Raw genomic sequence first — 26097 nt, 5'->3', positions numbered from 1 at the left:
TGCGAATATAGTAAGGTTCGGTCTCCATCGCTCCGGACCCGCCCCATGCCGCCTTTGCCGCCCCCATCCCCCTGGTTGATCCAAGGATTTCAAAGCCTTGAACGTGGCGATGCCGTCACTGCCGAACACCAGTTCCGCCAAGCCCTGATGATGCGGCGCGGCGAACCCCAGGCCTTGCAGGGATTGGGGCTGGCGCTGATCCGCCAGAACCGCCAGACCGAAGCCCGGGCGCCGCTGGAACAGGCCGCCGCCGCCCTGCCCAAAGATGCCGGCTGCGCCGCCAATCTGGGCGCCCTGCTGATCGAACTGGGCGATCACCAGGCGGCGGAAACCCATCTGCGCCGGGCCACCCGGGCTCAGCCGGGGATGGCTGCCGCCTGGAACAATCTGGGCCGTGTGTTGATGCACCTGGAGCGGCTGGACGAAGCGGAAACGGTGCTGCGCAAGGCCTTGATCCTGACCCCGGATTATTCGCAATGCCGGGAGAACTGGCGGGAAACCCAGGACATTCGCCTGCACCGGCTGGAGCAGTGCGGCCAATACGCCAAGGCCCTTGAAGAAGCGGATAAGGCCTTGCAGTTGGATCCCACCTGGGACAAGGCCCGCTATTTCCGCGCCTGCACCTTGTTGCGGCTTCAGCGCTTCACCGCCGGTTGGGCGGATTACCGTGTCAAGTACGATGAGCTTCAGGCCTTGCCCCTGCCGGAATGGCAGGGTGAGGTCTTGGCCCCACCGGCAACCTTGCTGATCCGGGCGGAACAGGGAATCGGTGAACAGATCATGTTGGCATCGCTGATCGAACGCGCCCGCAGCCGGTGCCCGCGGATCATCGCCGAATGCGACGAGCGCATGGTGCCGCTGATGACCCGCTCCCTGCCCGCGATCACGTGGGTTCCCTGGACCGACCCGCCGGCTGCCGCCCTGCGCGATCCGGCCATCACCCGCCAGTTCGGCCTGGGCCGGCTGCCGTCCTTGTTCCTGTCCGACGCCACCGCCTTCGGCGATGGTGCCGCCTTCCTGGTACCCGACCCGGTGCGGCGCGACGCGGCCCGACGCGTTCTGGGCGGCGACAAGCCGATCATCGGTCTGGCCTGGGCCAGCGGCAGATCCCCCGCCGCCGCCCGCAAGAATATTCCCATCGCCGCCTTGCGTCCGCTGTTGACCAGCCTGTCCGCCCGCTTTGTCGTGCTGCAATACGAACCCGCCGCCGAGGACATGGCCGAATTACGGTCCTGGGGAATTGATCTGGCCGATTGCCCCGACCTTGACCCCATGACCGACCTGGAGGGATTTGCCGCCACCATCGCCGCCTGCGATCACGTGGTGACCATTTCCAACGCCACCGCCCATTTCGCCGGAGCCCTGGGGGTTCCCACCACGGTGCTGCTGTCGGCCTGCCCCTTGTGGCATTGGTTCACCGAAACCAGCACCAGCCCATGGTACAGCTCCCTCAAACTGTACCGGCAAAAGAAGGACGATGGGGACTGGAGCGACGTGATGGCCGCCGTCATCACCGATCTTGCCCTTGTCTCGGTTCATCGGCTGGAGTTAGATGGCCGCCGATAGCCATAGCCTTTTCGGGGGATATCCCATGCTGCGCATTTTCATCGGCTTCGACCCGCGCGAAGCGGTCGCCTTCAATGTCTTGCAGTACTCGATCCTGCGTCGCGCCAGCCAGCCGACGGCGGTGATCCCGCTGACGTTGAACCAGTTGGGCGGCAAGATGTGGCGCGAGCGCAATCCCCTGCAATCCACCGATTTCTCTTTTTCCCGCTTCCTCACTCCGCATCTGTCCAACTACGAAGGCTGGTCGCTGTTCATCGATTGCGACATGCTGGTGCTGGACGATGTCGCCAATCTGTTCGCCCTGGCCGACGACAAATATGCCGTCCAGGTCATCAAGCACGACCATCGCCCGGTCGAGGACGAAAAGTTCCTGGGTGCGGTGCAGACCAAGTATGAAAAGAAGAACTGGTCCAGCGTCGTGTTGTTCAACAACGCCAAGTGCAAGGCGTTGACGCCGGAATACGTCAACACGGCCAGCGGTCTGGACCTGCACCAGTTCAAGTGGCTGGGCGACGATTCGCTCATCGGCGAGTTACCGCATCGCTGGGGTCATCTGGTCGATTACGACGCGGAAGTGCCGGTCGACCAGTTGTCGCTGATCCACTACACCATCGGCGGCCCTTATTTCGACGATTACCGCGATTGCGGCTATGCCGATCTGTGGAACGCCGAACGCGACGCCATGCTGGCCTGTTCGCAGCGGACCAAGGGCTGAAATCGAAAACGCGGCTTGCCGCCGGCCCCGCCATCGGTGCATTCTGCGCGCATGTGTCGGTTCCTCCGATGCATGCGCGCAAGCTTTTAGGGTACGAGCGACGATGAAGACTTTCCGCGTGGTGGGCATGAGTGCGGCCCTGGCGTTCACCTTGGTCGCCCTGGGCGCCTGCGACAATTCCCAGGCCGTCTTTCCCACCAGAGGCAAAGGCGACACCTCGCCCCGCATGAGCAATGAAAAGCGCGAGACCATTTTCGGCCCCGAAGGCATGTTCGGCGACAAGAAGAAGGGTGAAGGCACCGGCGACGGCATCGGCGTCAATTCCTTCCTGTGGCGCGCCTCGCTCGACACCTTGGGCTTCATGCCCATCGCCTCGGCCGATCCCTTCGGCGGCACCATCATCACCGATTGGTACCAACTGCCCGAATCGCCCAACGAGCGCTTCAAGCTGAACGTCTTCATCCTTGACCGCGCGCTGCGCGCCGACGGCGTCAAGGTGTCGGTGTTCAAGCAGGGCCGCGATTCCATGGGCCAGTGGGTGGATGTCCGGGTCGAGCCCAAGATGGCCACCGACATGGAAAACGCCATCCTGACCCGGGCGCGGCAATTGCGCATCGTCTCCACCGAATAGGGACCGCGTCTCCGCCCCCCTTCACCTTTTCATTTCAGCTAGAGTATAGGCCGGCCGCCATGTCGCGCACCGACGAGCGTTACAACGTCAAGGAAACCGAAGCCAAGTGGCAGAAGACGTGGGAGGACCGTCAGTCCTTCCTGGCCACCGAGGACCCGTCCCGCCCGAAATATTTCGTCCTCGAGATGTTTCCCTATCCGTCGGGCCGCATCCATATGGGCCATGTGCGCAATTATGCCCTGGGCGACGTGGTGGCGCGCTACAAGCGTGCCCGCGGTTTCAACGTGCTGCACCCCATGGGCTGGGACGCCTTTGGCCTGCCGGCGGAAAACGCCGCCATCGAGCGCGGCGTCCATCCGGCCAAGTGGACGCGCGAGAACATCGCCGCCATGCGCGAGCAATTGAAGTCCATGGGCCTGTCCTATGACTGGAGCCGCGAACTGGCCACCTGCGAGCCGGAATATTACCGCCACGAACAAAAGATGTTCCTGGATTTCCTCAAGGCCGGCTTGGTCTATCGCAAGGAATCCTGGGTCAATTGGGATCCGGTGGAAAACACCGTGCTGGCCAATGAACAGGTCATCGACGGTCGCGGCTGGCGTTCCGGCGCCTTGGTGGAAAAGCGGCTGCTGTCGCAATGGTTCCTCAAGATCACCGCCTTCGCCGACGATCTGCTGGACAGCTTGCAGACCCTCGATCGTTGGCCCGAGCGCGTGCGCATCATGCAGGAAAACTGGATCGGCCGCAGCGAAGGGGCGCGGCTGACCTGGAACCTGAAAGACCGCGACGACAGCCTGGACATCTTCACCACCCGTCCCGACACCTTGTTCGGCGCCGCCTTTCTGGCCATTTCCCCCAATCATCCGCTGGCTGGCGAACTGGCCGCCCATAACCCGGCCTTGGCCGAGTTCATCGCCGAATGCAACCGCATGGGCACCTCGGAAGCGGTGGTGGAAGCGGCGGAAAAGAAGGGCATGGACACCGGCCTCAAGGCCTTTCACCCCTTCGTTCCGGGGTGGGAACTTCCCGTTTACGTCGCCAATTTCGTCTTGATGGAATACGGCTCGGGCGCCATTTTCGGCTGCCCCGCCCATGACCAGCGCGATCTGGATTTCGCCCGCAAATACGGCCTGACGGTCAAGCCGGTGGTGCTGCCCGCCGATGCCGATGCCGCCAGCTTCCAAGTGGGCGACGAGGCTTATTCCGGTGACGGAACGTTGTTCAATTCGGACTTCCTCGACGGATTGGACGTGCCGGCGGCCAAAGCCGCCGCCATCGCCCGTATCGAAGCGGGCAAGATCGGCGAGAAGACCGTCAACTGGCGCCTGCGCGACTGGGGCGTGTCGCGCCAGCGCTATTGGGGCTGCCCGATCCCCATCATCCATTGCGACACTTGTGGCCCGGTGCCGGTGCCCGAGGCCGATCTGCCGGTGCGCCTGCCCGAGGATGTCAGCTTCGACAAGCCCGGCAACCCGCTGGACCATCACCCGACCTGGAAGAACGTCGCCTGCCCCTGTTGCGGCAAGCCGGCCCGGCGCGAGACCGACACCTTCGACACCTTCTTCGAATCGTCGTGGTATTTCGCCCGCTATTGCTCGCCCAACCGCGCCGATGTCGCCTTCGACCGCTCGGCCGCCGATTACTGGATGTCGGTGGACCAATATATCGGCGGCATCGAACACGCGGTGCTGCACCTGTTGTATTCGCGCTTCTTCACCCGCGCGCTCAAGACCTGCGGCTATCTGGGGGTCAAGGAACCCTTCGCCGGCCTGCTGACCCAGGGCATGGTCTGCCACGAGACCTACAAGGACGAAGCCGGCGCCTGGCTCTACCCGGACGAGGTGGTCAAGGGCGAGGGCGGCGGCTTGGTCCATGCCCAGACCGGCAAGACCGTGGCTTTGGGCCGCTCGGAAAAGATGTCCAAGTCCAAACGCAACGTGGTCGACCCCGCCCATATCATCGCCACCTATGGCGCCGATACCGCGCGGCTGTTCATGCTGTCGGACAGCCCGCCGGAACGCGACCTGGAATGGACCGAGGCCGGCATCGACGGCGCTTGGCGCTATGTCAACCGCCTGTGGCGGCTGACCGCCCTAGCGGTGGACTCGCTGCCCGCCATCGGCACCGCCATGCCCGAACTGGGCGAGGCGGCGGCCAAGCTGCGCCGTCAGGTGCACAAGACCATCGCCGCCGTTTCCGATGATCTCGACCGCTTCCATTTCAACAAGGCGGTGGCCCGTATCCGCGAGTTGACCAATGCGCTGGGGGATTTCAAGGCGGAAGATGCCGGCGATTGGTGGGTGATGCGCGAAGGCCTGGAAAGCGCGGCCTTGCTGATCGCGCCGATGATGCCGCATCTGGCCGAGGAAATCTGGCTGGAACTGGGCCACGCCCAGCCGGTGGTCGATACCGCTTGGCCGCTGGCCGAAGCGGCGCTGCTGGTGGAAGACAGCGTCACCATCGCCGTCCAGGTCAACGGCAAGCTGCGCGCCACCATCGCGCTGCCCAAGGATTGCGACGCCAAGCTGGCTGAGGAAACAGCGCTTGCGCAAGAGGCCGTGATCGCGGCAATGTCAGGCAAGCCGCCGCGCAAGGTGGTGGTGGTAGCGAACCGGATCGTCAATGTGGTGGTCTAAAAGCGTTCTGATGGCGGGTATGCTGGTGCTGGGCCTGGCGGGCTGCGGCTTCGAGCCCATGTATGCCAAGCACGGCGCCCAAACCAGCGCGGTCGCCGATGAACTGGCCGGCATCCGTGTTGCCGGCATCGAGGACCGCCAGGGGCAAATTCTGCGCAATGCCCTGGTCAGCCGCCTGAACCCACTGGGCGAACCGGCACGACAGACCCACACCTTGGAAGTCGTGCTGAACCCTTCCCAGGAAAACATGGCCGAGCGTAGCGACGGCAAGGCATCGCTGGGCCGCATGTTGATCAACGCCAGCTTCCGCTTGGTTGCTGTCGACAAAAAGGCCTCGTCCTATTCCGGTAGCAGCCGTTCCATTGTCAGCTATCGTCTGCTGGGCCCCACCTACGGCAGTACCGCGGTTGAGCGCGACGCTGAAACCCGGGCCCTGACCGATCTGGCCGAAGATATCCGTGCACAAATCGCCACCTATTTCGCCAATGGCAAGATCCAGCGCAAGGTCGATCCGTGAAACTGTCGGGCCAGAAAGCCGAGGCTTTCATCCGTGCCCCCGATCCGGCCATGCGGGCCATCCTGGTATTCGGCCCCGATAACGGTCTGGTGCGCGAACGTGCGGTCAAACTGGCCAAAACCGTCCTGGCCGACCTCAACGACCCCTTCCGCGTCGCCGAGCTGACCGCCGCCGCCCTCAAGGACGACCCGGCCCGCTTGGCCGACGAGGCGGCGGCCATGGCCCTGACCGGCGGGCGGCGGGTGGTGATGGTGCGTGACGCCGGCGACACCTTGTCATCCTTGTTCCAAAGCTTCCTCGACAACCCCTCGGGCGATGCCATGGTGGTGGTCGAGGCCAGCGAATTGGGGCCGCGCTCCAGTTTGCGCAAACTGTTCGAGGGAGCCGCCAATGCCGTGGCCCTGGCCAGTTACGCCGACGAGGGCGCCAGCCTGCAACAGGTCATTGCCGAAGAACTGAAGGTGAGCGGCCTGACCGCCGAAGCCGATGCCATGTCGTTTCTGATGGACCATTTGGGCGGCGACCGCCGGCTGACCCGATCAGAATTGCAGAAACTGGCGCTGTACATGGGGGGACCGGGCCGCATCAGCCTGGAAGACGCCATCGCCTGTATCGGCGACACCGCGGCGCTGTCCATGGACGATTTGTCGCTGGCTACCGCCGATGGCGACCACGGCACCGCTCAGCGGGTTCTGGACCGCCTCACCCGCGAGGGCACCAGCCCGGTGGCGGTGCTGCGGGCGTTATCACGCCATTTCCAACGCCTGCATCTGGCCGCCGGCACCATGGCCATGGGTAAATCCGCCGATCAGGCCATGAACGCGCTGAAGCCGCCGGTGATCTTCAAGGCCGCCGACCGCTTCCGTCGCCAATTATCGCGCTGGTCGGCCGAACGGGCGGGACAGGCGCTGGAACGGCTGATCGAAGCGGAAATGGACTGCAAAAGCACCGGCATGCCGGCGACCGAAATCTGTTCCCGCGTCATCATGACCCTGTGTCGGGCGGCGGGCCGCAGCAAATAAGCCCCTTCACCCCCTGTTGAAATCCCCTGGCAAAAGCCACCTAATGGGAAAGGCCTGATCAGGGGATGGCGTCTATGAATCACAGTTCTGATTATTTGCGCTCGACCTTGGCCGACGATATCGCCGCCATTATCGACAAACATCTTGAAGGCGAACGCGCCATCCACAGTCGGACCCTGGCCCAGGCTTTGCTGGCCGGCCTGCCCGCCGCCGATCTGGAGGAGTTGGACGGCCACCAGTTCTTCGCCATCACCATCGGTCTTTTGGGCTTCATGCAGAAGCGCCCCCCCGGCACCGCCGCCATCCGCATGTACAATCCCGACTTGGAAAGCCACGGCTGGACCTCGTCCCACTCGGTCATCGAGATCGTCAATGACGACATGCCGTTTCTGCTCGATTCCATCGCCATGCGGCTGGCGGCGAACACTATCGGCATCCACCAGTTGATCCACCCGATCCTGTTGATCGGTCGTGATGACAGCGGCCAGTTGACCGGCCTGGGCGATGGCCGCGCCGAATCGATCATGCATATCCAGGTCGATCGTCAGGAACCAGACCGACACGCCGAGATCTGCCGGCAACTGACGGCGGTCCTGGCCGAAGTACGCAGAGCCGTCGTCGATTGGCGCGACATGCGCGAATGCATCAAGACCGTGGCCACCGGCCTGCCCGCCCATGCCGGCACCACCGCCACCGACGATGTGGCGGAAGATGTCGCCTTTCTCGACTGGCTGCACGACAACCATTTCACCTTCCTGGGTTATCGCCATTTCATCCTGTCGGGACCGCAACAGGCGCCGGTGGTGGCTGAGGATGGCGAAAGTCTGGGCATCTTGCGCGATGGCACCGTCATGGTGTTCGACGATTCTGTTGCCCTGGCAGCCATGCCCGACGAAATCCGAGCCTTCCTCAATGCGTCGGGGCTGTTGCTGGTGACCAAATCGGTGAACCAATCCCGCGTCCACCGCCCGGCCCACATGGACGTCATCGGCGTCAAATATTGCGACGATCAAGGCCGTGTGATCGCCCTGCACGCCTTTGTCGGCCTGTTCACCTCGGCCGCCTATACCCGCAATCCGGCAGCCATCCCGCTTTTGCGGCAAAAGGTCAACCGGGTCGAAGCCCGCGCCGGCTTCCCCCGCCACAGCCACGATGCCAAGGCATTGACCAATATCCTGGAAACCTATCCGCGTGACGAATTGTTCCAGATTTCCGAGGATCTGCTGTACCGCATCGCCTTGGGCATTCTGCGCATCCAGGATCGCCCGCGCGTCGCCCTGTTCGTCCGCCACGACGACTTTTCCCGCTTCGTCTCGTGCCTGGTCTATCTGCCGCGCGACCGTTACGACACCCCCATGCGTCTGGCCGTCACCCGCATCCTCGAAACTGCCTATGACGGCAGCCTGGATGCCTATTACACTCAGGTTTCCGACGGACCGCTGGCCCGGCTGCACCTGCTGGTGCGGACCCGGGCGGGGGCCGCGCCCCCTGTGGATGTGGGCGACTTGGAAAATCGTATCGCCATCGCCACCCGCTCGTGGGCCGACCATCTCCAGGACGTCTTGATCCACGATATGGGCGAAGGGCGCGGCCTTGCCCTGGCCCGGCGCTGGCGCGACGGCTTTCCCGCCGCCTATCGTGAACACCACATGCCGCCAGCGGCCCTCGGCGACGTCGAGCGGCTGGAACGCATCGCCGCCGACGAAGACATCTGTCTCAACCTGTATCGCCCGGTGGAGGCTCCCGCGCACGAGGCGCGGCTGAAGCTGCTGCGCCGGGGCGAAACCGTGGCGTTGTCCGACATCCTGCCCATCCTGGAAGCCATGGGGCTTCGGGTCATCGCCGAAGTCCCCCATGAAATCCGTGCCGGCGACCTGAAGCAATCGTTCTGGCTGCATGATTTCCAGGTGCAATCGGCCAATGGCGCCGCCATCGCCCTGGACCAGCGGGCCGATCTGTTCGAGGCCGCCTTGGCCGCTATCTGGCGCGGTAATGCCGAAAGCGACGGCTTCAACCGGCTGGTGCTGGCCGCTGCCCTGCCCTGGCGCGAGGTGGTGATCCTGCGCGCCTACGCCAAATATCTGCGCCAAGCCGGATCAACCCTGTCGCAAAGCTATGTGGAGCGGGCTTTGTTCGACAATCCGGCCCAGTCGGCGGCCCTGGTCGCCTGGTTCAAGGCCTTGTTCGACCCCGATCACCGGTGCGGCGACGCCTGTTTGGTCGAAAGCCAGACCAAGGCCTTGCTCGATCAGGTGGCCAATGCCGACGACGACCGCATCTTGCGCCGCTTCTTCAACCTGATCGGCGCCACCTTGCGCACCAACTGGTTCCAGGGCCGCGACTACATGTCGTTCAAGCTGGATTCCACTGCCATCGACGATTTGCCGCTGCCCCGGCCCAAGGTGGAAATCTTCGTCTATTCGCCGCGGGTCGAGGCGGTGCATTTGCGTGGCGGCAAGGTGGCCCGCGGCGGTATCCGCTGGTCCGACCGCCGCGACGATTTCCGCACCGAGATTCTGGGTCTGATGAAGGCACAGATGGTCAAGAACGCCGTCATCGTTCCAGTGGGGGCCAAGGGCGGTTTTGTCGTCAAACGCCCGCCGACGGAAGGCGGGCGCGAGGCTCTGCTGGCCGAAGGCATCGTCTGTTACCAGACCATGATGCGCGGTCTGCTCGACCTGACCGACAACCTGCAAGGCGGCGAGGTGGTGCCACCGGCGGGAATCGTGCGGCGCGACGGCGACGACCCCTATCTGGTGGTGGCCGCCGACAAGGGCACCGCCACATTCTCGGATATCGCCAATGCGCTATCCCTGGAATACGGCTTCTGGTTGGGCGACGCCTTCGCCTCGGGCGGGTCCAAGGGCTATGACCACAAGGCCATGGGCATCACCGCGCGCGGCGCCTGGGAGGCGGTGAAACGCCATTTCCGCGAAATCGGCATCGACACCCAAACCACCCCCTTCACCACCATCGGCGTCGGCGACATGTCCGGCGACGTCTTCGGCAATGCCATGCTGTGCTCGCCCCATACCCGGCTGATCGCCGCTTTCAACCATTCCCACATCTTCATCGACCCGCATCCCGATTCCCGCGCCCATGGCGAGCGCCAGCGCCTGTTCACGGCGATCAAGGCCTGGGGCGATTACGACCCCGCTTTGATCTCGCAAGGCGGCGGCGTGTTCGCCCGATCGGCCAAAACCATCACCATCAGTACCGAAATGGCGGCCCGTTTCGGCATCGCCAAGCCCAGTCTGACACCGACGGAACTGATCCGCGTCTTGTTGGCCACCCCGGTCGATCTGCTGTTCTTCGGCGGCATCGGCACCTATATCAAGGCCCATGACGAAAGCCACGCCGAGGTCGGCGACCGCGCCAACGATGCCATCCGCATCGATGGCCGCGCCATCTGTGCCAAGGTGGTGGGTGAGGGCGCCAATCTGGGAGTGACCCAGCGCGGACGGGTGGAAATGGCCCAAAACGGCATCCGCCTCAACACCGACGCCATCGACAATTCCGCCGGCGTCGACACCTCTGACCACGAGGTCAACATCAAGATCCTGCTGAACGAGGTGGTGGACAGCGGCGACCTGACGCAAAAGCAGCGCGACCAGTTGCTCGCCTCCATGACCGACGAAGTGGCGGCGCTGGTGTTGCGGGATAATTATCTGCAAACCCAGGCCCTGTCGGTGATGGAAGCCGGCGGCGTTGAATCGCTGGACGGCCAGGCCCGTTTCATGCGCCTGCTGGAAAAGGCCGGTCGCCTGGACCGCGCCATCGAGTACCTGCCCACCGATGATATTCTGGTGGAACGCGCGGCCCACCGCCGCGGTCTGACCCGTCCGGAACTGTCGGTGCTGCTGGCCTACGCCAAGATCTGGCTGCACGACGCGGTGATGGCATCCGATCTGCCGGGCGATGCCTTCATGGCCCGCGACTTGGCCCGCTATTTCCCCACCGCCTTGCAGCAACGTTTCGCCGGACAGATCGGCCAGCACCGGCTGCGGCGCGAAATCGTCGCCACCGCCGTGACCAATTCCATGATCAACCGGGTGGGCGTGGGCTTCGTCCTCGACATGATGGACCGCACCGGCTTCGGCCCGGCCGATATCGCCAGGGCGTATATCGTCGCCCGCGACGCCTATGGCCTGCGCAGCTTGTGGCAGGAGATCGAGGCCCTGGACGGCGCCATTCCGGCCAGTTTGCAAATCGTCATGCTGACCGAGGCCAACCGGCTGCTGGAGCGGACCACCGGTTGGGTGCTGCGCAACATTCCCGCGCCCTTCGACATCGGTGCTGCCATCGGGTCACTGGAACCGGGCATCACCGCCCTGGAAACCGCCGGCCCCGCCATCCTGCCCGCCGATCTGGCCGAAGCGGTGGCGGCACGCAGCCAGGACTACACCACCCAAGGCGCGCCGGAAGCCCTGGCCAATCGTGTCGGCGGCATGATCGTGCTGGCTTCCGCCGCCGATATCGTGCGCTTGGCGCAACAGCACGACCAACCGGTGGGTCGGGTCGGACAGGTGTATTTTCAGGCGGGTAACCGCTTCGGCCTGGGCTGGCTGCGCGCCCAGGCCCAGCGTCTGGTCAGCGGCGGCCATTGGCAGAAACTGGCGGTCAACGCCGCCACCGAGGATCTGCACGCCCACCAACGGGCCATCACCCATTCTGTCCTGAACAGGGCGCAAACCCTGGAGGAATGGAGCCAAGCCCACGATGCCGAGATCGCCCGCGCCGATTCGCTGCTGGCCGAACTGCGCGCCGCGCCGCAATTGGACCTGTCCATGCTGGTGGTAGCCAATCGGCAACTGAAGACTTTGGCCGATGGCGGTTGAACGGCGGGGACGGTTGCATTAGTTAATGACGCTGACTTTCGCGACGGAGACCCGCCGATGGACCCGCGTCAATTCCTGGCCGAGCAATTTGCCGATCACGAAAAAACCGTGGCCGCGACCAAGACAATGGTGGCAGATGCCTTCGCCCAATTGGCGGATGCTTGCACCGTGGCTCTGAAGAGCGGCAACAAGATCATTTTCTTCGGCAATGGCGGTTCCGCCGCCGACGCCCAACACTTGGCGGCAGAGCTGGTGGTGCGTTACCGTCTGAACGGTCGCGCCCTGGCCGCTCTGGCCCTGACCACCGACACATCCATCCTGACCGCGTGCTCCAACGATTTTTCCTATGACGATATCTTCGCCCGCCAGATCGAGGCCTTGCTGCGTCCCGGCGACGTGGTTATCGGCATCAGCACGTCGGGCAACAGCCCCAACGTATTGAAGGCCCTGGAGGCAGCACGCGACCGGGGCGGCGTCGCCACCGGCCTGTCGGGGCGCGATGGTGGCAAGATGACCGGCTTGTGCGATCCCCTGATCGTCATTCCCTCCAATGTCACCGCCCGCATCCAGGAAATGCACATTCTGATCGGCCATGCCCTGTGTGACGTTTTGGAACAGCGTCTGCGGGCATAGGCTAAAGATTTGAACCGGCCTTTCCACCATGCTATGAAACCCCCAGATTTTAGGGTGACTCCCTCCGCATGAGCAGCAAATCATCTCCGGTTCTTGAAGCCCACGGTCATTCCGGCCCAGTGCAGATGGGGTCCGAACGTTCGTTCGGCATCGTCTTCGCCGTGGTGTTCGCCCTCATCGGTCTGTGGCCGTTGAAAGCTGGCGGCGACATGCGCCTGTGGGCGTTGGGCTTGGCCGCCCTATTCCTGGTGGTCGCCTTCGTCGCCCCCAAGCTGCTGAAACCCCTGAACCTGCTGTGGTTCAAGTTCGGCCTGCTTTTGCACAAGATCATGACACCGTTGATCATGGGGCTCTTGTTCTTCCTGACCGTTACGCCGGTGGGAATGTTGATGCGGGCCACCGGCAAGGATCCCATGCGGCTGAAGCGCGATCCGGACGCCGCCAGCTATTGGATCGACCGAGATCCGCCCGGCCCCAAGCCGGCTTCCATGAAGAATCAGTTCTAAAGGGTGTAAACCATGGCTTTCCTGCTTGAATTGTGGGCTTTCCTGCGTGCTCGCAAGAAGTACTGGCTGCTGCCCATCCTGGTGATGATGGTGCTGTTTGGTGGGCTGATTGTCCTGAGCCAGGGTTCCGCCGTGGCGCCTTTCATCTATACGCTGTTCTAAAAAGGGGTTGGCGGGTGAAGATACTTGGCCTATCGGCGCTCTATCATGACAGTGCCGCCGCGCTGATCGAGGATGGCCGCATCATTGCCGCCGCCCAGGAAGAACGCTTCACCCGCAAGAAACACGACGCGGGTTTTCCCCGGCTGGCCATCGAGTATTGCCTGGCCGAGGCCGGCTGCGGCTTGAACGACATCGACTTCGTCGTCTTCTACGACAAGCCGTTCCTGAAGTTCGAGCGCCTGCTCGAAACCTATATGTCGTTCGCGCCCCGGGGCTTTACCTCGTTCAAGACCGCCATTCCGGTGTGGCTGAAGGAAAAGCTGTTCCAGAAGGATCTGCTGGCCAAGGAATTCAAGAAATTCGCCAAGGATTTCGACTGGATGGGCAAGATGCTGTTCGCCGAACATCATTTGTCCCATGCCGCCTCGGCTTTTTTCCCGTCGCCGTTCCAAGATGCCGCCGTGCTCACCATGGACGGGGTGGGCGAGTGGACCACCACCTCCCTGGCCATGGGATCGGGCAATTCCCTGGAAATCCACAAGGAACTGCATTTCCCCCATTCCCTCGGCCTGCTTTATTCCGCCGTCACCTATTACACCGGTTTCAAGGTCAATTCCGGCGAATACAAGGTCATGGGACTGGCGCCCTATGGCGAGCCCAAATATGCCGAAACCATCCTCGAAAATGTCGTTGACGTGAAGGAAGACGGCTCGTTCCACCTGGACCAGAGCTACTTCGATTATTGTACCGGCCTGACCATGACCAACGACAAGTTCGCCGGCCTGTTCGGGCAGCCCGTGCGTCAGGCCGACAAGGACCCGCTGACCCAGTTCCACATGGACATGGCCGCCTCGATCCAGGCCGTGACCGAACACATCGTGCTGAAGCTGGCGCGCAGCATCCGCCGGGAAACCGGTGCTCGCAATCTGTGTCTGGCCGGCGGCGTGGCGCTCAATTGCGTCGCCAACGGCAAGATTTTGCGTGAAGGTATCTTCGACAACATCTGGATTCAGCCGGCGGCAGGCGATGCCGGCGGCGCCCTGGGGGCCGCCCTGGCCGGCTATCACATCCACAAGGGCCAGCCCCGCACCATTACCGGTCATGGCAAGGATGCCATGAAGGGCTCGTATTTGGGGCCGGTGTGGCAGCAAGACGACATCGAAACCCGGCTAAGGGCTGCTGGTGCCGTGTTCAGTGTGTTATCCGATGACGAATTGATCGAACAAACCGCCCAAGCCCTGGCCGACGAAAAGGCGGTGGGCTGGATGCAGGGCCGCATGGAATTCGGCCCGCGCGCCTTGGGGGGACGCTCCATCCTGGGCGACCCGCGCTCGCCGACCATGCAGAAGGTACTGAATCTGAAGGTCAAATACCGCGAAAGCTTCCGTCCGTTCGCTCCCTCGGTGCTGCGCGAGGACGTGGCCGAGTGGTTCGAGATCGACGGCGATTCCCCTTATATGCTGCTGGTCGCCCCGGTGGCGGAACAGCATCGCCGCCAGATGACGGCGGAAGAGAACGCCCTGTTCGGCATCGACAAGCTGAACGTGCCGCGTTCGACCCTGCCGGCCATCACCCATGTGGATTATTCCGCCCGCATCCAGACCGTGCACGCCGACACCAACCCGCGCTATCACGCGCTGATTTCGGCGTTCAAGGGCAAGACCGGCTGCCCGGTGGTGGTCAACACCAGCTTCAACGTGCGCGGCGAGCCCATCGTCTGCACCCCGGAAGATGCCTTCCGCTGCTTCATGGGCAGCGAGATCGAGGTGCTGACCGTGGGCAATTGCTTCCTCAAGAAGGAAGATCAGGATCCCAGCCTGAAGCTGGATTACAAGAACGCCTTCGAGCTGGATTGAAGCTATCCTCGTCGCAGAGCAACCGTCCCTATCCATGCCAGCGGCAATAATAGACTGAGGAATGGCAAAGCTTGACGCCCCATATCTGAGCCAAGGCCACTTTTAAACATAGCTAAGAACAGCGTCATCATGAATCCTGCCGCTGGAAAAGCAAGAGCCCGAACCAGCTGATCATTCGGGACGCTTGATCCTTTGGCTGGGATCAATCCAAAGATTACTCCCGCCACGATTGGCCAAAAGCACAGTGAAATAAAATTTGCAATTGTAACATTTAGCCAAAGAAAATTATACTTCCCCATTGTCTCCCAATAATAGCCAAGCCAAGCCTGAGCTCCAGAAATAATTCCCGTCTGCTCGGCAGCCAAGGCCATCCCCGCATGTTCCATTTGCATGCGCCCAAAAAAGGCGAACATCAGCATGATGGCTGCCGACGCGCCACCACACAGGGCTAATTGAATAAATGCCCCCCGGTAAGATCGGCGGTAAAGCCATGCCAGAAAAAAACAAATTCCGGCAACCATACCCAAATTGTCCATCATGACTTGGCCGAAAGCCGCGTATAGCGGACCAGCCCACCATTTGGAATCGTGCTTCGACAATAATGCTATCACCAGAAGGTGGACAAAGCCGACAGAAGCCCAATCGAAATTAAATATTTGATGAGGAAAAAGGTAATATGAAGGGGGCCAGTTAACAACATATCCGCCAATTTGGAAGACTATGTTTACTAAAACAGCTGGCCAGCCGCCCAATAGGGCAAGCATTGCTATAATATAAACTATTCTGTGTATGTAGCTCTTGAAGAGTAGACAACAAAGAAAATACACAGGTAGAATCAATAGAACTCTTGATCCGAAGTGAGCCATAAGGAAAATAGCAGTTTTATTATGTGACGCTGAGTCGACATAGGCCCATGGTGTTGGCACGGCAAACGGACCGGCATCGGCACCCAGGAAAAACAGCTGGGACAAGGCTACCAAGAGCAGATGAAGGCTGTGATGGAGCCAAGCCGTATTCCGATGACAGTCCAGGCAGGTATCGTCAAAATCTGAAACCCCTTGGGCCATCTGGACGACCACGTTGCTGGCATTGCCACGCGTCATGACCACCAGCAAGGCGCCGACCAAAAAGATCGTTAGGGGAATTGGTTTGATCCAGGATTGATTAGACACTTTCTCGCCCTAAAGTGGAAATACGGATCACATCCGCCAAAACACCAAGACCCACCAAAACACAAGCTAATGCCCCCGAAAAAAGCCATAATACAGAAAGCCATGGCATGGAAAGCGCGAGTGCAAATAATGACGGAATAAAAAAAGCGATGAAAAATCCGAGCGTCATTATCAAATAAAACTTAATTGGATTAAAAAATGTTATTCCCTGCAGGACAAGTTGCATCATACGTAAAGAATCTCTGAAGTGTCTTACTTTGCTTTTTCCTGTACGGATAGAATAATCAAGCGGAATATAGGATACAAAAAAGCGTTCTCCCAGAGCAAATACTGTCAAAGATGTCGTAAATGAGAACGTATTGCACAAGAATGGAAAGAAAGTCAGCGCCAGCTTTTTGGTAAACAAACGAAAGCCGCTGTTCGGATCCTCGATCCTAGCCCCAACCAGTAAATTAAGTGAGAAAATAAGAATACGGCGAAACATACGTTTGATCGGCTTGTCCAGACGCAAGACATTCCGCCGGGCAGCAACGACCATGTCGAAGCCCTGGTTCATCCGCTCAACCAAAAGGGGCAGAGCTTCAATGGCATAAGTCCCATCGGCATCGACAATGCCGATCCACTCATACTTGGCAATCTTGATCCCGCTCTTCAGGGCGCTACCATAACCGATATTGGTCGGATGGCTGATAAGGCGCAGATCGTCACCGCCGATGGCCTCGACTTTGTCCCGACTTTGATCGCGGGAACCATCATTAACAATGATGATTTCATATGGAATGCCCAACTGGATCAAAGCAGCACGCAACCTTTCGATGGTCGCCGCAATGCCGTTTTCTTCATTGTAGACTGGAACTATATAACTAAGGCCTTCATTCATGATCCGCCTGCACTGCATCAAGCGTCTTATCCATTATCGGGACCAGCGACGCATCCATTGGGAAAGAATGACCAAAGCGAAGGACTTATAGGTGATGTCCTCGTGCCGACCATCAAGCTGGAAACCTTGACGAAAAAGGTGCGGAAAGTCCAGCGTCGGCAATATCTCACACCCCAGCCCGGCTGTAGGGGCCCCAAATCCTTCTTTACGCCGTGACAATATATCCGCCGGCAGGCGGTCGGCCATGACATCCTTCAAAATCACTTTCTGCCGCGCTCCTTGCATTTTTGCGCAAGGGTCCAGACGGGCGCAGAACTCCACCAACCGGTGATCAAGGAAGGGTGAACGCACCTCCAGGCCATGGGCCATACTCATCCGGTCGGCCTTGACCAGGATGTCATCGGCCAGCCATGTCTTGATATCCACGTATAAGCACTGGTCGAGAAAATCCGCACCATCGACCGATTTAAAGTGTTGCTCGAACGTGGCCATGGGATCGTAATCGCCCAAGCTTTCCAATACCGGATCGGCAAGGATCAACGGCAAGGCGTCCGGTTCAAAGACTACCCGCCACCACGCATGCGCCCGTTGCCGGTTTTGTCCCCGTCCTGAAAGAAAGCGACGTAGTTTGTAGTCGAATGAAACCTTGCCATAACTGGGCCGCAACAGACGATCGGCAAGGCGGTGCAATCCCGCCTGGATCGGTGCCGGAATTCGCGCATACCAACGATACAAACGGTCCGCAGCATAGGTGGAATAGCCGGCGAGGATTTCATCGGCACCGTCGCCGGAAAGCGCCACCTTGACCTGACGCGATGCCGACTGGTTCAACAGCCAGGTGGGCATCAGCGAGGTGTCGGCGAAAAACTCATCGGTGGCATCCAGTCCGCGACCCACCGCTTCGGCATCAATCATGCCGCCGTCCAGGCACTGAAGCTCCAACCCCAGATGGTCGGCCACTTTCTGGGCATAGACACTTTCGTTGAAGCTTTGCTGGGGAAAGGAAACGCTGAAGGTTCGCGGCTTTTGTCCCCCCATCCGGGCAGCAGTGGCAGCGATGGCCGAAGAATCGACCCCGCCTGACAGAAAGCAACCTACCGACACATCCGCTTGCAGCCTGATGGCGACGGCATCGTCCAACAACTCGGCAAAACGCTGCCGTGCCGCCTGATCATAGGGAATACGCTCTGCCAGGATGTGGCGGTCGAGATGCCAATAGCAGCTCTGTTGGAACTCGCCGCTTCGCAGGTCGAATGCCGCCCAGTGGGCGGGTGGCAGGCGGGAAATTCCCGCCCAGGCACTCTTTTCCCCAAGGACATAACCGAAGCAAAGAAAATCGGCCATGGCGCGAACATCGAGGCACGCCCGGGTGTGGATATCCGGCAGGTGGAGCAAAGCCTTGGCTTCGGAAGCGAAGGCCAGGAACCGACCTTGCCGCCACAAATACAGCGGTTTCTTGCCTAAACGGTCGCGGGCCAGAAACAAGCGACCGCTGTCGGGTTCCCATAGGGCAAAGGCGAACATACCGACCAGCCGCTCCAGGCAGGATGGCCCCCAATGGTCCCAGGCAGCCAGTAACGTTTCGGTGTCGGATCGTGTTTTGAAGGTGAAGCCGGTCAGTTGCTGCCGCAGATCCAGGTGGTTGTAAATTTCACCATTGAAGACCACCACCCGCCCGGAAGGCGACACCATGGGCTGACGCCCACCATCGCCCAGATCAAGGATGGCCAAGCGCCGGTGCCCCAGGTTCATGGCTCCATCGGTCCAGGTTCCCTGGCCATCGGGCCCCCGGTGGGCGAGGCTGGCGGTCATTGTCTCCAGCCACTCGCCTGACCTGTCATCGTTCGGCCCGGTGAAACCGGCAATACCGCACATGGGTCAGCCGCCGCTGCCCGAGCGTGACAGCAAACGGGTCAACAGACGGTATCCCGTATACTCGACCAAGGCGAAGGTGATTCCATAACGAAGTCGGAACAAAGCGATCGGTCGATACAGAAAGTTTAGAATACGGGCAAACTTGAAAAAAGCGGTCTTCCCGCGGCTGACCTTCATCACCTTGTTGTCGATGAAATAGGACGAGATCAGCATCAAATTGAAAAACCGCTCCATTCCCGGCGGATACCAGTTGCTGTTGGCTTTAGCCTCGACCTCGATATTGGCCCATTCCGCCAAGCTTTCCGGCATACGATAGCCCCACTCCCGCGCCGCCACGTCATAAAGCTCGGTGCCCGGCAGCGGACGGAACTTGTTGGGTGGGAAGATGATGCAATTGGGATGATCCCTGACCAGTTGCAACATCAGGTCGCGAGTCAGCTTCAACTCATCCAAGGTTTCGGTCGGCACACCCATAAGGAAATTGTAGGCGGCGGTGATTTCCGGATGCCGGGCCAGCTTTTGATTGATTTCGACGATGTCTTCGGCGGTACAATCCTTGCGGATCAGTTTTAGAATCCGATCTGACCCACTTTCGGCCCCAATGTGTAGGATATCCGTGCCCGCTTCCGCCAGCATGGTCAGGAAATCATCGCTCATGCGTTTGATTTCGTTAATGCGCGCCCCGCGGAACCCTAGCCTTACAGGCAACTCACGCCGGCGGATTTCCTCGATGACCAACCGGACATGGTCAAGCTTGGGGAAGCTGTCATCATCGATGAAGTAGATGTAATTGGCCTGATAACGTTCGACCACGAACTGGATATGATCGACGACATCTTTCGCGTCGAGCGGCACCCACTTCTTACCCTCAATGGGAGCATATTGCGCCGGCGACGAGCAGAACGAGCATTTATACGGACAGCCCAAGGCCGAATACATGGAAAAAATTCGCCGATCCTGATCGACCTGACCATAAACGGAATAATCCTCGATCAGGTGATAGGGGACATCCTGCCAGGGAATGGACTCGAACTTCTTGTCCTCGGCCTGAGTTTGCCGGACTTCACCATCCTGGCGCCAGGACAGGCCGGGGACCAGATCCACGGGGAGATGACCATTCAGGGCTTGGGCTAATTTATGGAAACTGGACGAGGCGTAACCCGACACGACGTAATCACAACTGGGCTCTTCCAGGATACTGGCCGGATAAAAAGTGGCATGCGGCCCGCCCCACACCACCGGCACATTCGGCGCCAACGCCTTAACCTTGCGTCCGATGGCGATGGCGTTGGCGATGGGCCGTCCCGACATGACGCTGATTCCCACGCACAAAGTCGGCTGCTCACGCAGCAGGCGTGCCAGACGGATCGCCCAATCCTGGACCACGCGGGTATCGAGGATTTGAACGTCAAACCCAGCCTTGACCACCTCCGCGGCGGCATAAAGCAGGCTCAGCGGCATATGCCGGACATAGTTACCAGAAAAACCCTGTTCCGGATAAATCAGAATGATTCGCTGCCGATCCATCTTAACCTTATGAAAAATAAGATAATTAAAGCTCTTCCCAACTGTTGAATATGCTATCGGGGCCACCTGGGTCAAACTTAATCAGCATTCAGATAATACGCCCATAATCATCATCGATGCGGACGATATCGTCTTCCCCCACATATTCACCCGACTGCACCTCGATCATCCTGAGCGGCAGCTTGCCGGGATTTTCCAGACGGTGCACCGTCCCGGCGGGAATGAAGGTCGATTCGTTTTCCCGCAAGGTAAAAGTGCTGTCGCCACAGGTGACCAGGGCGGTGCCAGTGACCACCACCCAATGTTCCGAACGATGCCAGTGCTTTTGCAGGGATAATTTCGCCCCCGGATTGACCTGGATGTGCTTGACCCGATAGCGATGGCCGTCGTCGATGGTCTGAAACCAGCCCCAGGGCCGCCAAGTGCGGCTGCCTTGGCTGGCCTCGGACCGGCCCACCGCCTTCAGCCGCTCCACCACCTTCTTCACGTCCTGGTCATGGGCTTTGTCGGCCACCAACACGGCATCATCGGTGGCCACCACGATCAGGTCGCGCACGCCGATGGCGGCAACCAGTCGATCGTCGGCGCGCACATAGCAATTATCCACACCTTCGGCGATGACGTCGCCCAACAGCACGTTGCCATTGCCGTCGTGCGGGCTTTCCTGCCACAGCGCCGACCACGAGCCGATATCAGACCATCCCATGTCCACCGGCACCACGGCGGCACGGCTGGTGTTTTCCATCACCGCATAGTCGATGCTTTGGCCGCTGATGGCGGCAAAAGGTTCTTCCGCCAGACGGAAAAAGAACAGATCCGAGCCTCCCTGATCCAGGGCTGCGCGGCATTGCTCGACCATGGCCGGATGCTGGGCGACCAATTCCTCCAGATAGGTCTTGGCCTGAAACAGGAAGATGCCAGCATTCCACAGATAACTGCCCGAGGCGAGATAGGCTTCCGCCGTCGCCCGGTCGGGCTTTTCGACAAACTTTTCGACTGCGAAACCATCTCCGCACTTGATATAGCCATAGCCGGTATTGGCCTCGGTCGGCTGGATGCCGAAGGTCACCAACTGGCCGGCTTGGGCCAAGGGGATCGCCTGATCCACTGCCTGGTGGAAAGCGGCGACGTCACGCACCTGATGGTCGGACGGCATCACCAGCAGCAATGCCTCGGGCGCGGCCAGCAAGGCGGTGACCGCCACCGCCGGCGCCGTGTTGCGTCCCACCGGCTCGATGACGATGGCGCGTGGCTCCATCTCCAGCTCGCGTAATTGCTCGGCGACGATGAAACGATGTTCCTGGTTACACACCACCATGGGCCGCCCGCCCAGGCGTCCCGCCGTTTCCTGCAACAGGCTCTGGTCAGAGTTCAGCTTCAGCAATTGCTTGGGCCGCAGTTCCCGCGACAGCGGCCATAGCCGGGTACCGGCACCACCGGACAGAATGACGGGAATCAGGGTCTCTGGATATTGCTTCATCGGTCGTCCCGGATCATGCGGGCCAAGCCCGCCGGCAAGGAAAGTGGCGGCGTCCAGCCTAAGGCGCGCAAGGGGGTGTCGTCCACCAGCAACGAGCCCAACACCCGCTCAGCCAGAGCCCGGCGGCCCAGCACGCGGGCGGCTAAGGTCAGCAGAATCGGCGGCACCGGCAGCAGAAGCGGCGACCGCCCCATGGCCGCGGCCAGGGTCCGAATCAGTTGAGCGGTGGACAAATCGCCATCGTCTCGGACCAGAAACGTTCCCGCCGGACGATGATCGACCAAGAAAGCCACCGCATCGGCCAGATTATCGACGCCGACCATGGAACGCCGGTTGCGCATCAGCGCCAACGGCAAGGGTATTCCCTTGGCGATGGCCTTGATCAACACCGCCAGATTGCCCTTGGCCCCCGGCCCATGCACCAAGGGCGGGCGCAGGATGGTCAGGACCATGCCGTCCAGGGCGCGCAGACCCGCTTCCGCCTCGGCCTTGGCCATGCCGTAAGCATCTTGCGGATTGACCGCGTCTTCGGCCCGAAACGGGCGATCGGGCGGCGTGCTTTCGCCGTTGACCTTGATGGTGCTGATGAACAGGAAATGCCTGACCCCGGCCTGACGCGCCTGTTGGGCCAGATGCAGGGTGCCGTCACGGTTGACCCGACGGAACAAAGCCAACGGATCGGCGGATTTATCATCAAGAACATGGGCGCGGGCGGCGCTGTGGACCACCGCGTCGCAGCCGGACAAAACCACCGACCAATCGGTATCCGGTCCCAGATCGCCGATGGCCGGGGTGTCCACCCCGGCCCAGGGCCGAGGCGACCGCATGGGTGCCACCACCTGATGGCCCCGGCGCAACAATTCCGCCACCAGCCGCGCTCCGACGAAGCCGCTGGCCCCGGTGACCAGAATTTTCATGCCCCAGCCCCCCGCGACCACCATTGCAACAGCATCAGTAAAACCCCCACCGTCAAAACCGCCAGCCCGCCGCCGAGTGCGACCTGATTGCCGGTGGCCAGCACGGCGCAGCCGACCAAAGCGGCGTTGCCGAGGGCGATGGCCAGGGCCACCTGATCGTGGCGCTTACCGCCTTGCACCGCCCGTTGATAAAAATGCCGACGGTGCGGCTGCCAGATTTTCTCACCGGCCAGGGCGCGGCGGGTGATGGTGATGGTGGAATCGGCCAGATAATAAGCCGGCAGGATCAGGGCTGCGGCCAATTGGCCGTGAACCGCCAGCAGAATCAGCAACCCGCCCAGCACATACCCGAACGGCACCGAGCCGGAATCGCCCAAAAACAATTTGGCCGGATGCCAGTTGAACAGCAAGAAACCGGCGGCGACAGCGGCGACGGTCAAGCCGGGCGCCGCCACCGCCACCCCGCCGACCAGGGCGATACCGAGTCCCAGCGAAACCGTTTCGATCCCGGTAATGCCGTCGATGCCGTCCATAAAATTGTACAGATTGACGAACCACAGCCAACACAGCCCGGCCAGCAGGTGATCGGCCCAAGCCGGCAGCACGCCCTGGAACACCAGACTTTCCGCCGGCAACAGCAGCAAAAAGACGGCAACCACCACCGCCTGGGCGGCGAAGCGCGGCAAGGGCGGCAAACCCTTGCGATCGTCGACCCAGGATATGATCAGCAGCCCCACCGCGCCGACCGCGAGCAAGCGGAAATCGGGCAAGGCCAGCAAAGCCAGCACCATCACCGGCGTCGTCGCCAAACCGCCGCCGCGCGGCGTCGGCAAGCTGTGGCTGGAGCGCTCGTTGGGCAAATCCAGGATTTGCCGTTGGCGCAAATAGGTCAGCACCCGACGGGTGGCCAGCACCGTCAGGGCAAAGGCGGCCAGGGCCAAGCCACCCCCCATCTGCACCAAGAGGTCCATCAATCCCCCAAAACGATCCGCCGTCCTTCGCGCAAGGACTCGAGCACGGCAATGGTGGCCCGCGCCGTTTCTACCAACTCGGCCTCGTCCACCGGGGCTGGACCGCCGGCGGCGACGGCGGCGGCAAAGGCGGCCAGTTCGGCCCGATGGCCCTTATCCTGCCCCATCTTGGCCTTGCGCACGCTGGTGCGCCCATTCTCAGTGATCGATAGGGTGAGGAAATTGTCGATAGCGATGACTGTTCCACCTGCGAAACACTCGAAGCGTTCCTTGGAGAAGGCTGAGTCGCCTTGGGCGGTGTAGATAATGGTGGCCAGCGAACCATCCCGGAACGCCAGGGTCACGGTCAGATCGTCGCAGCCGCCCTGGCTGACCTGGGCGGCATCGGCCTGGACGCTGAGAATGGGCGATGCCGCCAGGGCGCGGGCCAGATCGATGAAATGGCAGACCTCACCCAGAATACGGCCACCGCCTTCTTCCGCCGCGTTGACCCAGCTTTCCGCCGGCAGCGCCCCGGCATTGACGCGCAGCACCAGCATTTTCGCCCCCTGGTGGCGGGCCAGCAGCGAGGCGGCCTCGACGATCATGGGGGCGAAACGACGGTTGAAGCCGACGGTGAAGAAGCCGGACGAGACCTCGCGCGCGGCGATCACCTGATTGACCTGGGCATGATCCAGCGCCAACGGTTTTTCCACGATCACCGACTTGCCCGCCGCCAGACAACGGGCGGTCAGCTCGGCGTGATTGGAGTGCCGCGTGGCCACCAGCACGGCGTTGATGGCCGGATCCTTGAGCACGTCGTCGATTTCGGTGGTGGCGCGGCCAAAGCCGAAAGCCTGGGCGGCATGGTCGGCGGTCTGACCGCGGGTGGTGCAGATGGTCTGGAAGGTGATGCCGGGCAGGCGCTTCAGTTCCGGCAGCAGCACCGTGCGGGCAAAGGCGCCGGCACCGATGACCCCCAGCACGCACGCCCCGGCGGCGGGACGCGCCTGATTGAATACCGGCGCCACGGCGGGTTTTGTTTCGTTATCGTATTTAAGCACCACGCCCATGCTGGGCTCGCGCCGGGTGGTGACCAGATCATAGGCGTCTTCCGCCTTGTCGAAGGCGAAGCGATGGGTGACGAGCGAGCCCACGTCCAAACGCCGGCGCAAGCTGGGGCTCATCAGCCGCACGCATTCACGCAAATTGTCGGATTCGGTCCAGCGCACCCAGCCCACCGGATATTTGACACCACGCCCCTCGAAATCCTCGTCATAGCGGCCCGGCCCATAGGACCGTGACACCATGATGCGCAATTCCTTCTTCATGAAGGCGGCATAGGGGAATTCGGTCCCGGTCTTGCCGACCATGACCAGGGCCGCGCGGTCCCGCGCCAATTCAGCCGCCAGTTCCAATGGTTCGGACGAATCGGTGGCGGCGGCGATCAGCACGCCATCACAGCCCACCCCGCCGGTCAGGGCCGCCACCGCTTCCGGCAGGCCAGCTTGACCCAAGACCCAGGTCAGCTCGGCGCCGTTGGCCTTGGCCAGGGCCAGACGCTGGGCATCAACGTCGATGGCGATGACCCGGGCACCGGACAAAGCCAGCAATTGCGCCGCCAACTGTCCGACCAGGCCGACGCCGAGGACCGCCACCACGTCGCCCAATTGCGGCGCCAGATTGCGTACACCGGCCATGGCGATGGCAGCCAGGGTGCCGAAACAGGCCTCGTCGTCGCTGACATCGTCGGGAATGGCGGCGACCAGATTGCGCGGCACCACGTTCAGCTCGGCATGGTTGGCCAGACCGGCCCCGGCCATGGCCACGCGCTGGCCGATGTGAAAGGCGCCTTCCAGACCGGCGCCGATGGCCACCACCCGACCGGCGGCGGAATAGCCCAGGGGCAGCGGCTCGTCGAGCCGGGCCATCACCGCCTTGAAGGTGGCCATCAACCCGTCGCGGCGGGCCTTGTCGAGCACCTTCTTGACCAGATCCGGGCGTTCCTTGGCCTTGCCGGCCAGCGACTTCTTGGCGAAGTCGATGACCATGCGCTCGGTCCCCGCCGAAATCAGCGAGGCCTCGGTGCGCACCAGCAATGTGCCGCCGCGCACCTTGGGCTCGGGCACCGGCTTCAGCGACAGCTTGCCCGTGCGGGCGCTTTGGATAACCTGTTTCATGACCGCCTTCGGAAAATCATCGGCTATATACTGT

The 26097-nt window shown here is 61.5% G+C and carries 19 protein-coding genes; 11 read left to right on the top strand and 8 right to left on the bottom strand.

Annotation, left to right across the window (positions count from 1 at the left end):
* Positions 1-45: 45 nt before the first annotated feature.
* The 11 genes from MGMSRV2_RS17075 to MGMSRV2_RS17030 all read left to right on the top strand — a co-directional run bounded on the left by MGMSRV2_RS17075 (position 46) and on the right by MGMSRV2_RS17030 (position 15082).
* A complete protein-coding gene (locus MGMSRV2_RS17075) occupies positions 46-1566 on the top strand; it encodes a tetratricopeptide repeat protein (protein ID WP_024081621.1) in 1521 nt (506 codons plus the stop codon).
* Between the two features lie 25 nt (positions 1567-1591).
* Positions 1592-2281 (top strand): glycosyltransferase family protein, encoded by a 690-nt coding sequence (locus MGMSRV2_RS17070; protein ID WP_024081620.1) that lies wholly within the window; start codon positions 1592-1594, stop codon positions 2279-2281.
* A gap of 103 nt (positions 2282-2384) precedes the next feature.
* Positions 2385-2912 carry a DUF3576 domain-containing protein gene (locus MGMSRV2_RS17065; protein ID WP_024081619.1) on the top strand — a complete coding sequence of 176 codons (528 nt, stop codon included), beginning with the start codon at positions 2385-2387 and terminating at the stop codon, positions 2910-2912.
* A 59-nt stretch (positions 2913-2971) separates the two neighbouring features.
* The gene (gene leuS / locus MGMSRV2_RS17060) at positions 2972-5548 is read left to right on the top strand and encodes a leucine--tRNA ligase (RefSeq protein ID WP_024081618.1); all 2577 of its coding nucleotides are present in this window, start codon (positions 2972-2974) and stop codon (positions 5546-5548) included.
* Positions 5549-5558: 10 nt separating this feature from the next.
* Positions 5559-6065, top strand: coding sequence for an LPS assembly lipoprotein LptE (lptE, locus tag MGMSRV2_RS17055; protein WP_052589024.1), 507 nt, complete (start codon positions 5559-5561; stop codon positions 6063-6065).
* Complete coding sequence (gene holA, locus MGMSRV2_RS17050) at positions 6062-7087, top strand: DNA polymerase III subunit delta (RefSeq protein ID WP_024081616.1); 1026 nt, start codon at positions 6062-6064, stop codon at positions 7085-7087. The genes lptE and holA overlap by 4 nt, the downstream gene beginning before the upstream one ends.
* A gap of 74 nt (positions 7088-7161) precedes the next feature.
* Positions 7162-11925, top strand: coding sequence for an NAD-glutamate dehydrogenase (locus tag MGMSRV2_RS17045; RefSeq protein ID WP_024081615.1), 4764 nt, complete (start codon positions 7162-7164; stop codon positions 11923-11925).
* 57 nt (positions 11926-11982) lie between these two features.
* Positions 11983-12558 carry a D-sedoheptulose 7-phosphate isomerase gene (locus tag MGMSRV2_RS17040; RefSeq protein ID WP_024081614.1) on the top strand — a complete coding sequence of 192 codons (576 nt, stop codon included), beginning with the start codon at positions 11983-11985 and terminating at the stop codon, positions 12556-12558.
* A 68-nt stretch (positions 12559-12626) separates the two neighbouring features.
* Positions 12627-13064 (top strand): SxtJ family membrane protein, encoded by a 438-nt coding sequence (locus MGMSRV2_RS17035; protein WP_052589023.1) that lies wholly within the window; start codon positions 12627-12629, stop codon positions 13062-13064.
* A 12-nt stretch (positions 13065-13076) separates the two neighbouring features.
* Positions 13077-13226: a DUF5989 family protein gene (locus MGMSRV2_RS21655; protein ID WP_024081612.1), complete on the top strand. Its 150-nt coding sequence runs from the start codon at positions 13077-13079 to the stop codon at positions 13224-13226.
* A gap of 14 nt (positions 13227-13240) precedes the next feature.
* Positions 13241-15082, top strand: a complete 1842-nt coding sequence (locus tag MGMSRV2_RS17030; protein WP_024081611.1) for a carbamoyltransferase family protein — start codon at positions 13241-13243, stop codon at positions 15080-15082.
* 2 nt (positions 15083-15084) lie between these two features.
* On the opposite strand, the gene MGMSRV2_RS17025 is transcribed toward MGMSRV2_RS17030, so the two are convergent.
* From MGMSRV2_RS17025 to MGMSRV2_RS16990, 8 genes are read right to left on the bottom strand one after another with little or no spacing between them, the layout of a single operon-like run.
* Entirely contained in the window at positions 15085-16254 is a 1170-nt protein-coding gene (locus MGMSRV2_RS17025) for a hypothetical protein (RefSeq protein WP_024081609.1), read from the bottom strand.
* Positions 16247-17134 (bottom strand): glycosyltransferase family 2 protein, encoded by an 888-nt coding sequence (locus tag MGMSRV2_RS17020; protein WP_024081608.1) that lies wholly within the window; start codon positions 17132-17134, stop codon positions 16247-16249. The genes MGMSRV2_RS17025 and MGMSRV2_RS17020 overlap by 8 nt, the downstream gene beginning before the upstream one ends.
* Before the next feature lie 33 nt (positions 17135-17167).
* Complete coding sequence (gene asnB, locus MGMSRV2_RS17015) at positions 17168-19009, bottom strand: asparagine synthase (glutamine-hydrolyzing) (protein WP_024081607.1); 1842 nt, start codon at positions 19007-19009, stop codon at positions 17168-17170.
* Between the two features lie 3 nt (positions 19010-19012).
* On the bottom strand, positions 19013-20602 hold the full coding sequence (locus MGMSRV2_RS17010) for a B12-binding domain-containing radical SAM protein (protein ID WP_242410782.1): 1590 nt from the start codon (positions 20600-20602) through the stop codon (positions 19013-19015).
* A 22-nt stretch (positions 20603-20624) separates the two neighbouring features.
* Complete coding sequence (locus MGMSRV2_RS17005; RefSeq protein ID WP_024081605.1) at positions 20625-22016, bottom strand: mannose-1-phosphate guanylyltransferase/mannose-6-phosphate isomerase; 1392 nt, start codon at positions 22014-22016, stop codon at positions 20625-20627.
* Positions 22013-22933: an NAD-dependent epimerase/dehydratase family protein gene (locus tag MGMSRV2_RS17000; protein WP_041634754.1), complete on the bottom strand. Its 921-nt coding sequence runs from the start codon at positions 22931-22933 to the stop codon at positions 22013-22015. The genes MGMSRV2_RS17005 and MGMSRV2_RS17000 overlap by 4 nt, the downstream gene beginning before the upstream one ends.
* Positions 22930-23904: an MraY family glycosyltransferase gene (locus MGMSRV2_RS16995; RefSeq protein ID WP_024081603.1), complete on the bottom strand. Its 975-nt coding sequence runs from the start codon at positions 23902-23904 to the stop codon at positions 22930-22932. Before MGMSRV2_RS16995 ends, MGMSRV2_RS17000 begins: the two co-directional genes overlap by 4 nt.
* Positions 23904-26063, bottom strand: coding sequence for a bi-domain-containing oxidoreductase (locus tag MGMSRV2_RS16990; protein WP_024081602.1), 2160 nt, complete (start codon positions 26061-26063; stop codon positions 23904-23906). The genes MGMSRV2_RS16995 and MGMSRV2_RS16990 overlap by 1 nt, the downstream gene beginning before the upstream one ends.
* Between the last annotated feature and the right edge of the window lie 34 nt (positions 26064-26097).

Source organism: Magnetospirillum gryphiswaldense MSR-1 v2 (assembly GCF_000513295.1).
In the GTDB taxonomy this organism is placed as follows: Bacteria; Pseudomonadota; Alphaproteobacteria; order Rhodospirillales; family Magnetospirillaceae; genus Magnetospirillum; species Magnetospirillum gryphiswaldense.
Note: the sequence above shows the minus strand (reverse complement) of the source record. Positions and strands in the feature narration are given on the sequence as shown.

Excerpts from the sequence above, each read along its gene's own strand:
- MGMSRV2_RS17075 (WP_024081621.1), top strand. The coding sequence starts at position 46 with ATGCCGCCTTTGCCGCCCCCATCCCCCTGGTTGATCCAAGGATTTCAA.
- MGMSRV2_RS17070 (WP_024081620.1), top strand. The coding sequence starts at position 1,592 with ATGCTGCGCATTTTCATCGGCTTCGACCCGCGCGAAGCGGTCGCCTTC.
- MGMSRV2_RS17065 (WP_024081619.1), top strand. The coding sequence starts at position 2,385 with ATGAAGACTTTCCGCGTGGTGGGCATGAGTGCGGCCCTGGCGTTCACC.
- leuS (WP_024081618.1), top strand. The coding sequence starts at position 2,972 with ATGTCGCGCACCGACGAGCGTTACAACGTCAAGGAAACCGAAGCCAAG.
- lptE (WP_052589024.1), top strand. The coding sequence starts at position 5,559 with ATGGCGGGTATGCTGGTGCTGGGCCTGGCGGGCTGCGGCTTCGAGCCC.
- MGMSRV2_RS17045 (WP_024081615.1), top strand. The coding sequence starts at position 7,162 with ATGAATCACAGTTCTGATTATTTGCGCTCGACCTTGGCCGACGATATC.
- MGMSRV2_RS17040 (WP_024081614.1), top strand. The coding sequence starts at position 11,983 with ATGGACCCGCGTCAATTCCTGGCCGAGCAATTTGCCGATCACGAAAAA.
- MGMSRV2_RS17035 (WP_052589023.1), top strand. The coding sequence starts at position 12,627 with ATGAGCAGCAAATCATCTCCGGTTCTTGAAGCCCACGGTCATTCCGGC.
- MGMSRV2_RS21655 (WP_024081612.1), top strand. The coding sequence starts at position 13,077 with ATGGCTTTCCTGCTTGAATTGTGGGCTTTCCTGCGTGCTCGCAAGAAG.
- MGMSRV2_RS17020 (WP_024081608.1), bottom strand. The coding sequence starts at position 17,134 with ATGAATGAAGGCCTTAGTTATATAGTTCCAGTCTACAATGAAGAAAAC.
- asnB (WP_024081607.1), bottom strand. The coding sequence starts at position 19,009 with ATGTGCGGTATTGCCGGTTTCACCGGGCCGAACGATGACAGGTCAGGC.
- MGMSRV2_RS17005 (WP_024081605.1), bottom strand. The coding sequence starts at position 22,016 with ATGAAGCAATATCCAGAGACCCTGATTCCCGTCATTCTGTCCGGTGGT.
- MGMSRV2_RS17000 (WP_041634754.1), bottom strand. The coding sequence starts at position 22,933 with ATGAAAATTCTGGTCACCGGGGCCAGCGGCTTCGTCGGAGCGCGGCTG.
- MGMSRV2_RS16995 (WP_024081603.1), bottom strand. The coding sequence starts at position 23,904 with ATGGACCTCTTGGTGCAGATGGGGGGTGGCTTGGCCCTGGCCGCCTTT.
- MGMSRV2_RS16990 (WP_024081602.1), bottom strand. The coding sequence starts at position 26,063 with ATGAAACAGGTTATCCAAAGCGCCCGCACGGGCAAGCTGTCGCTGAAG.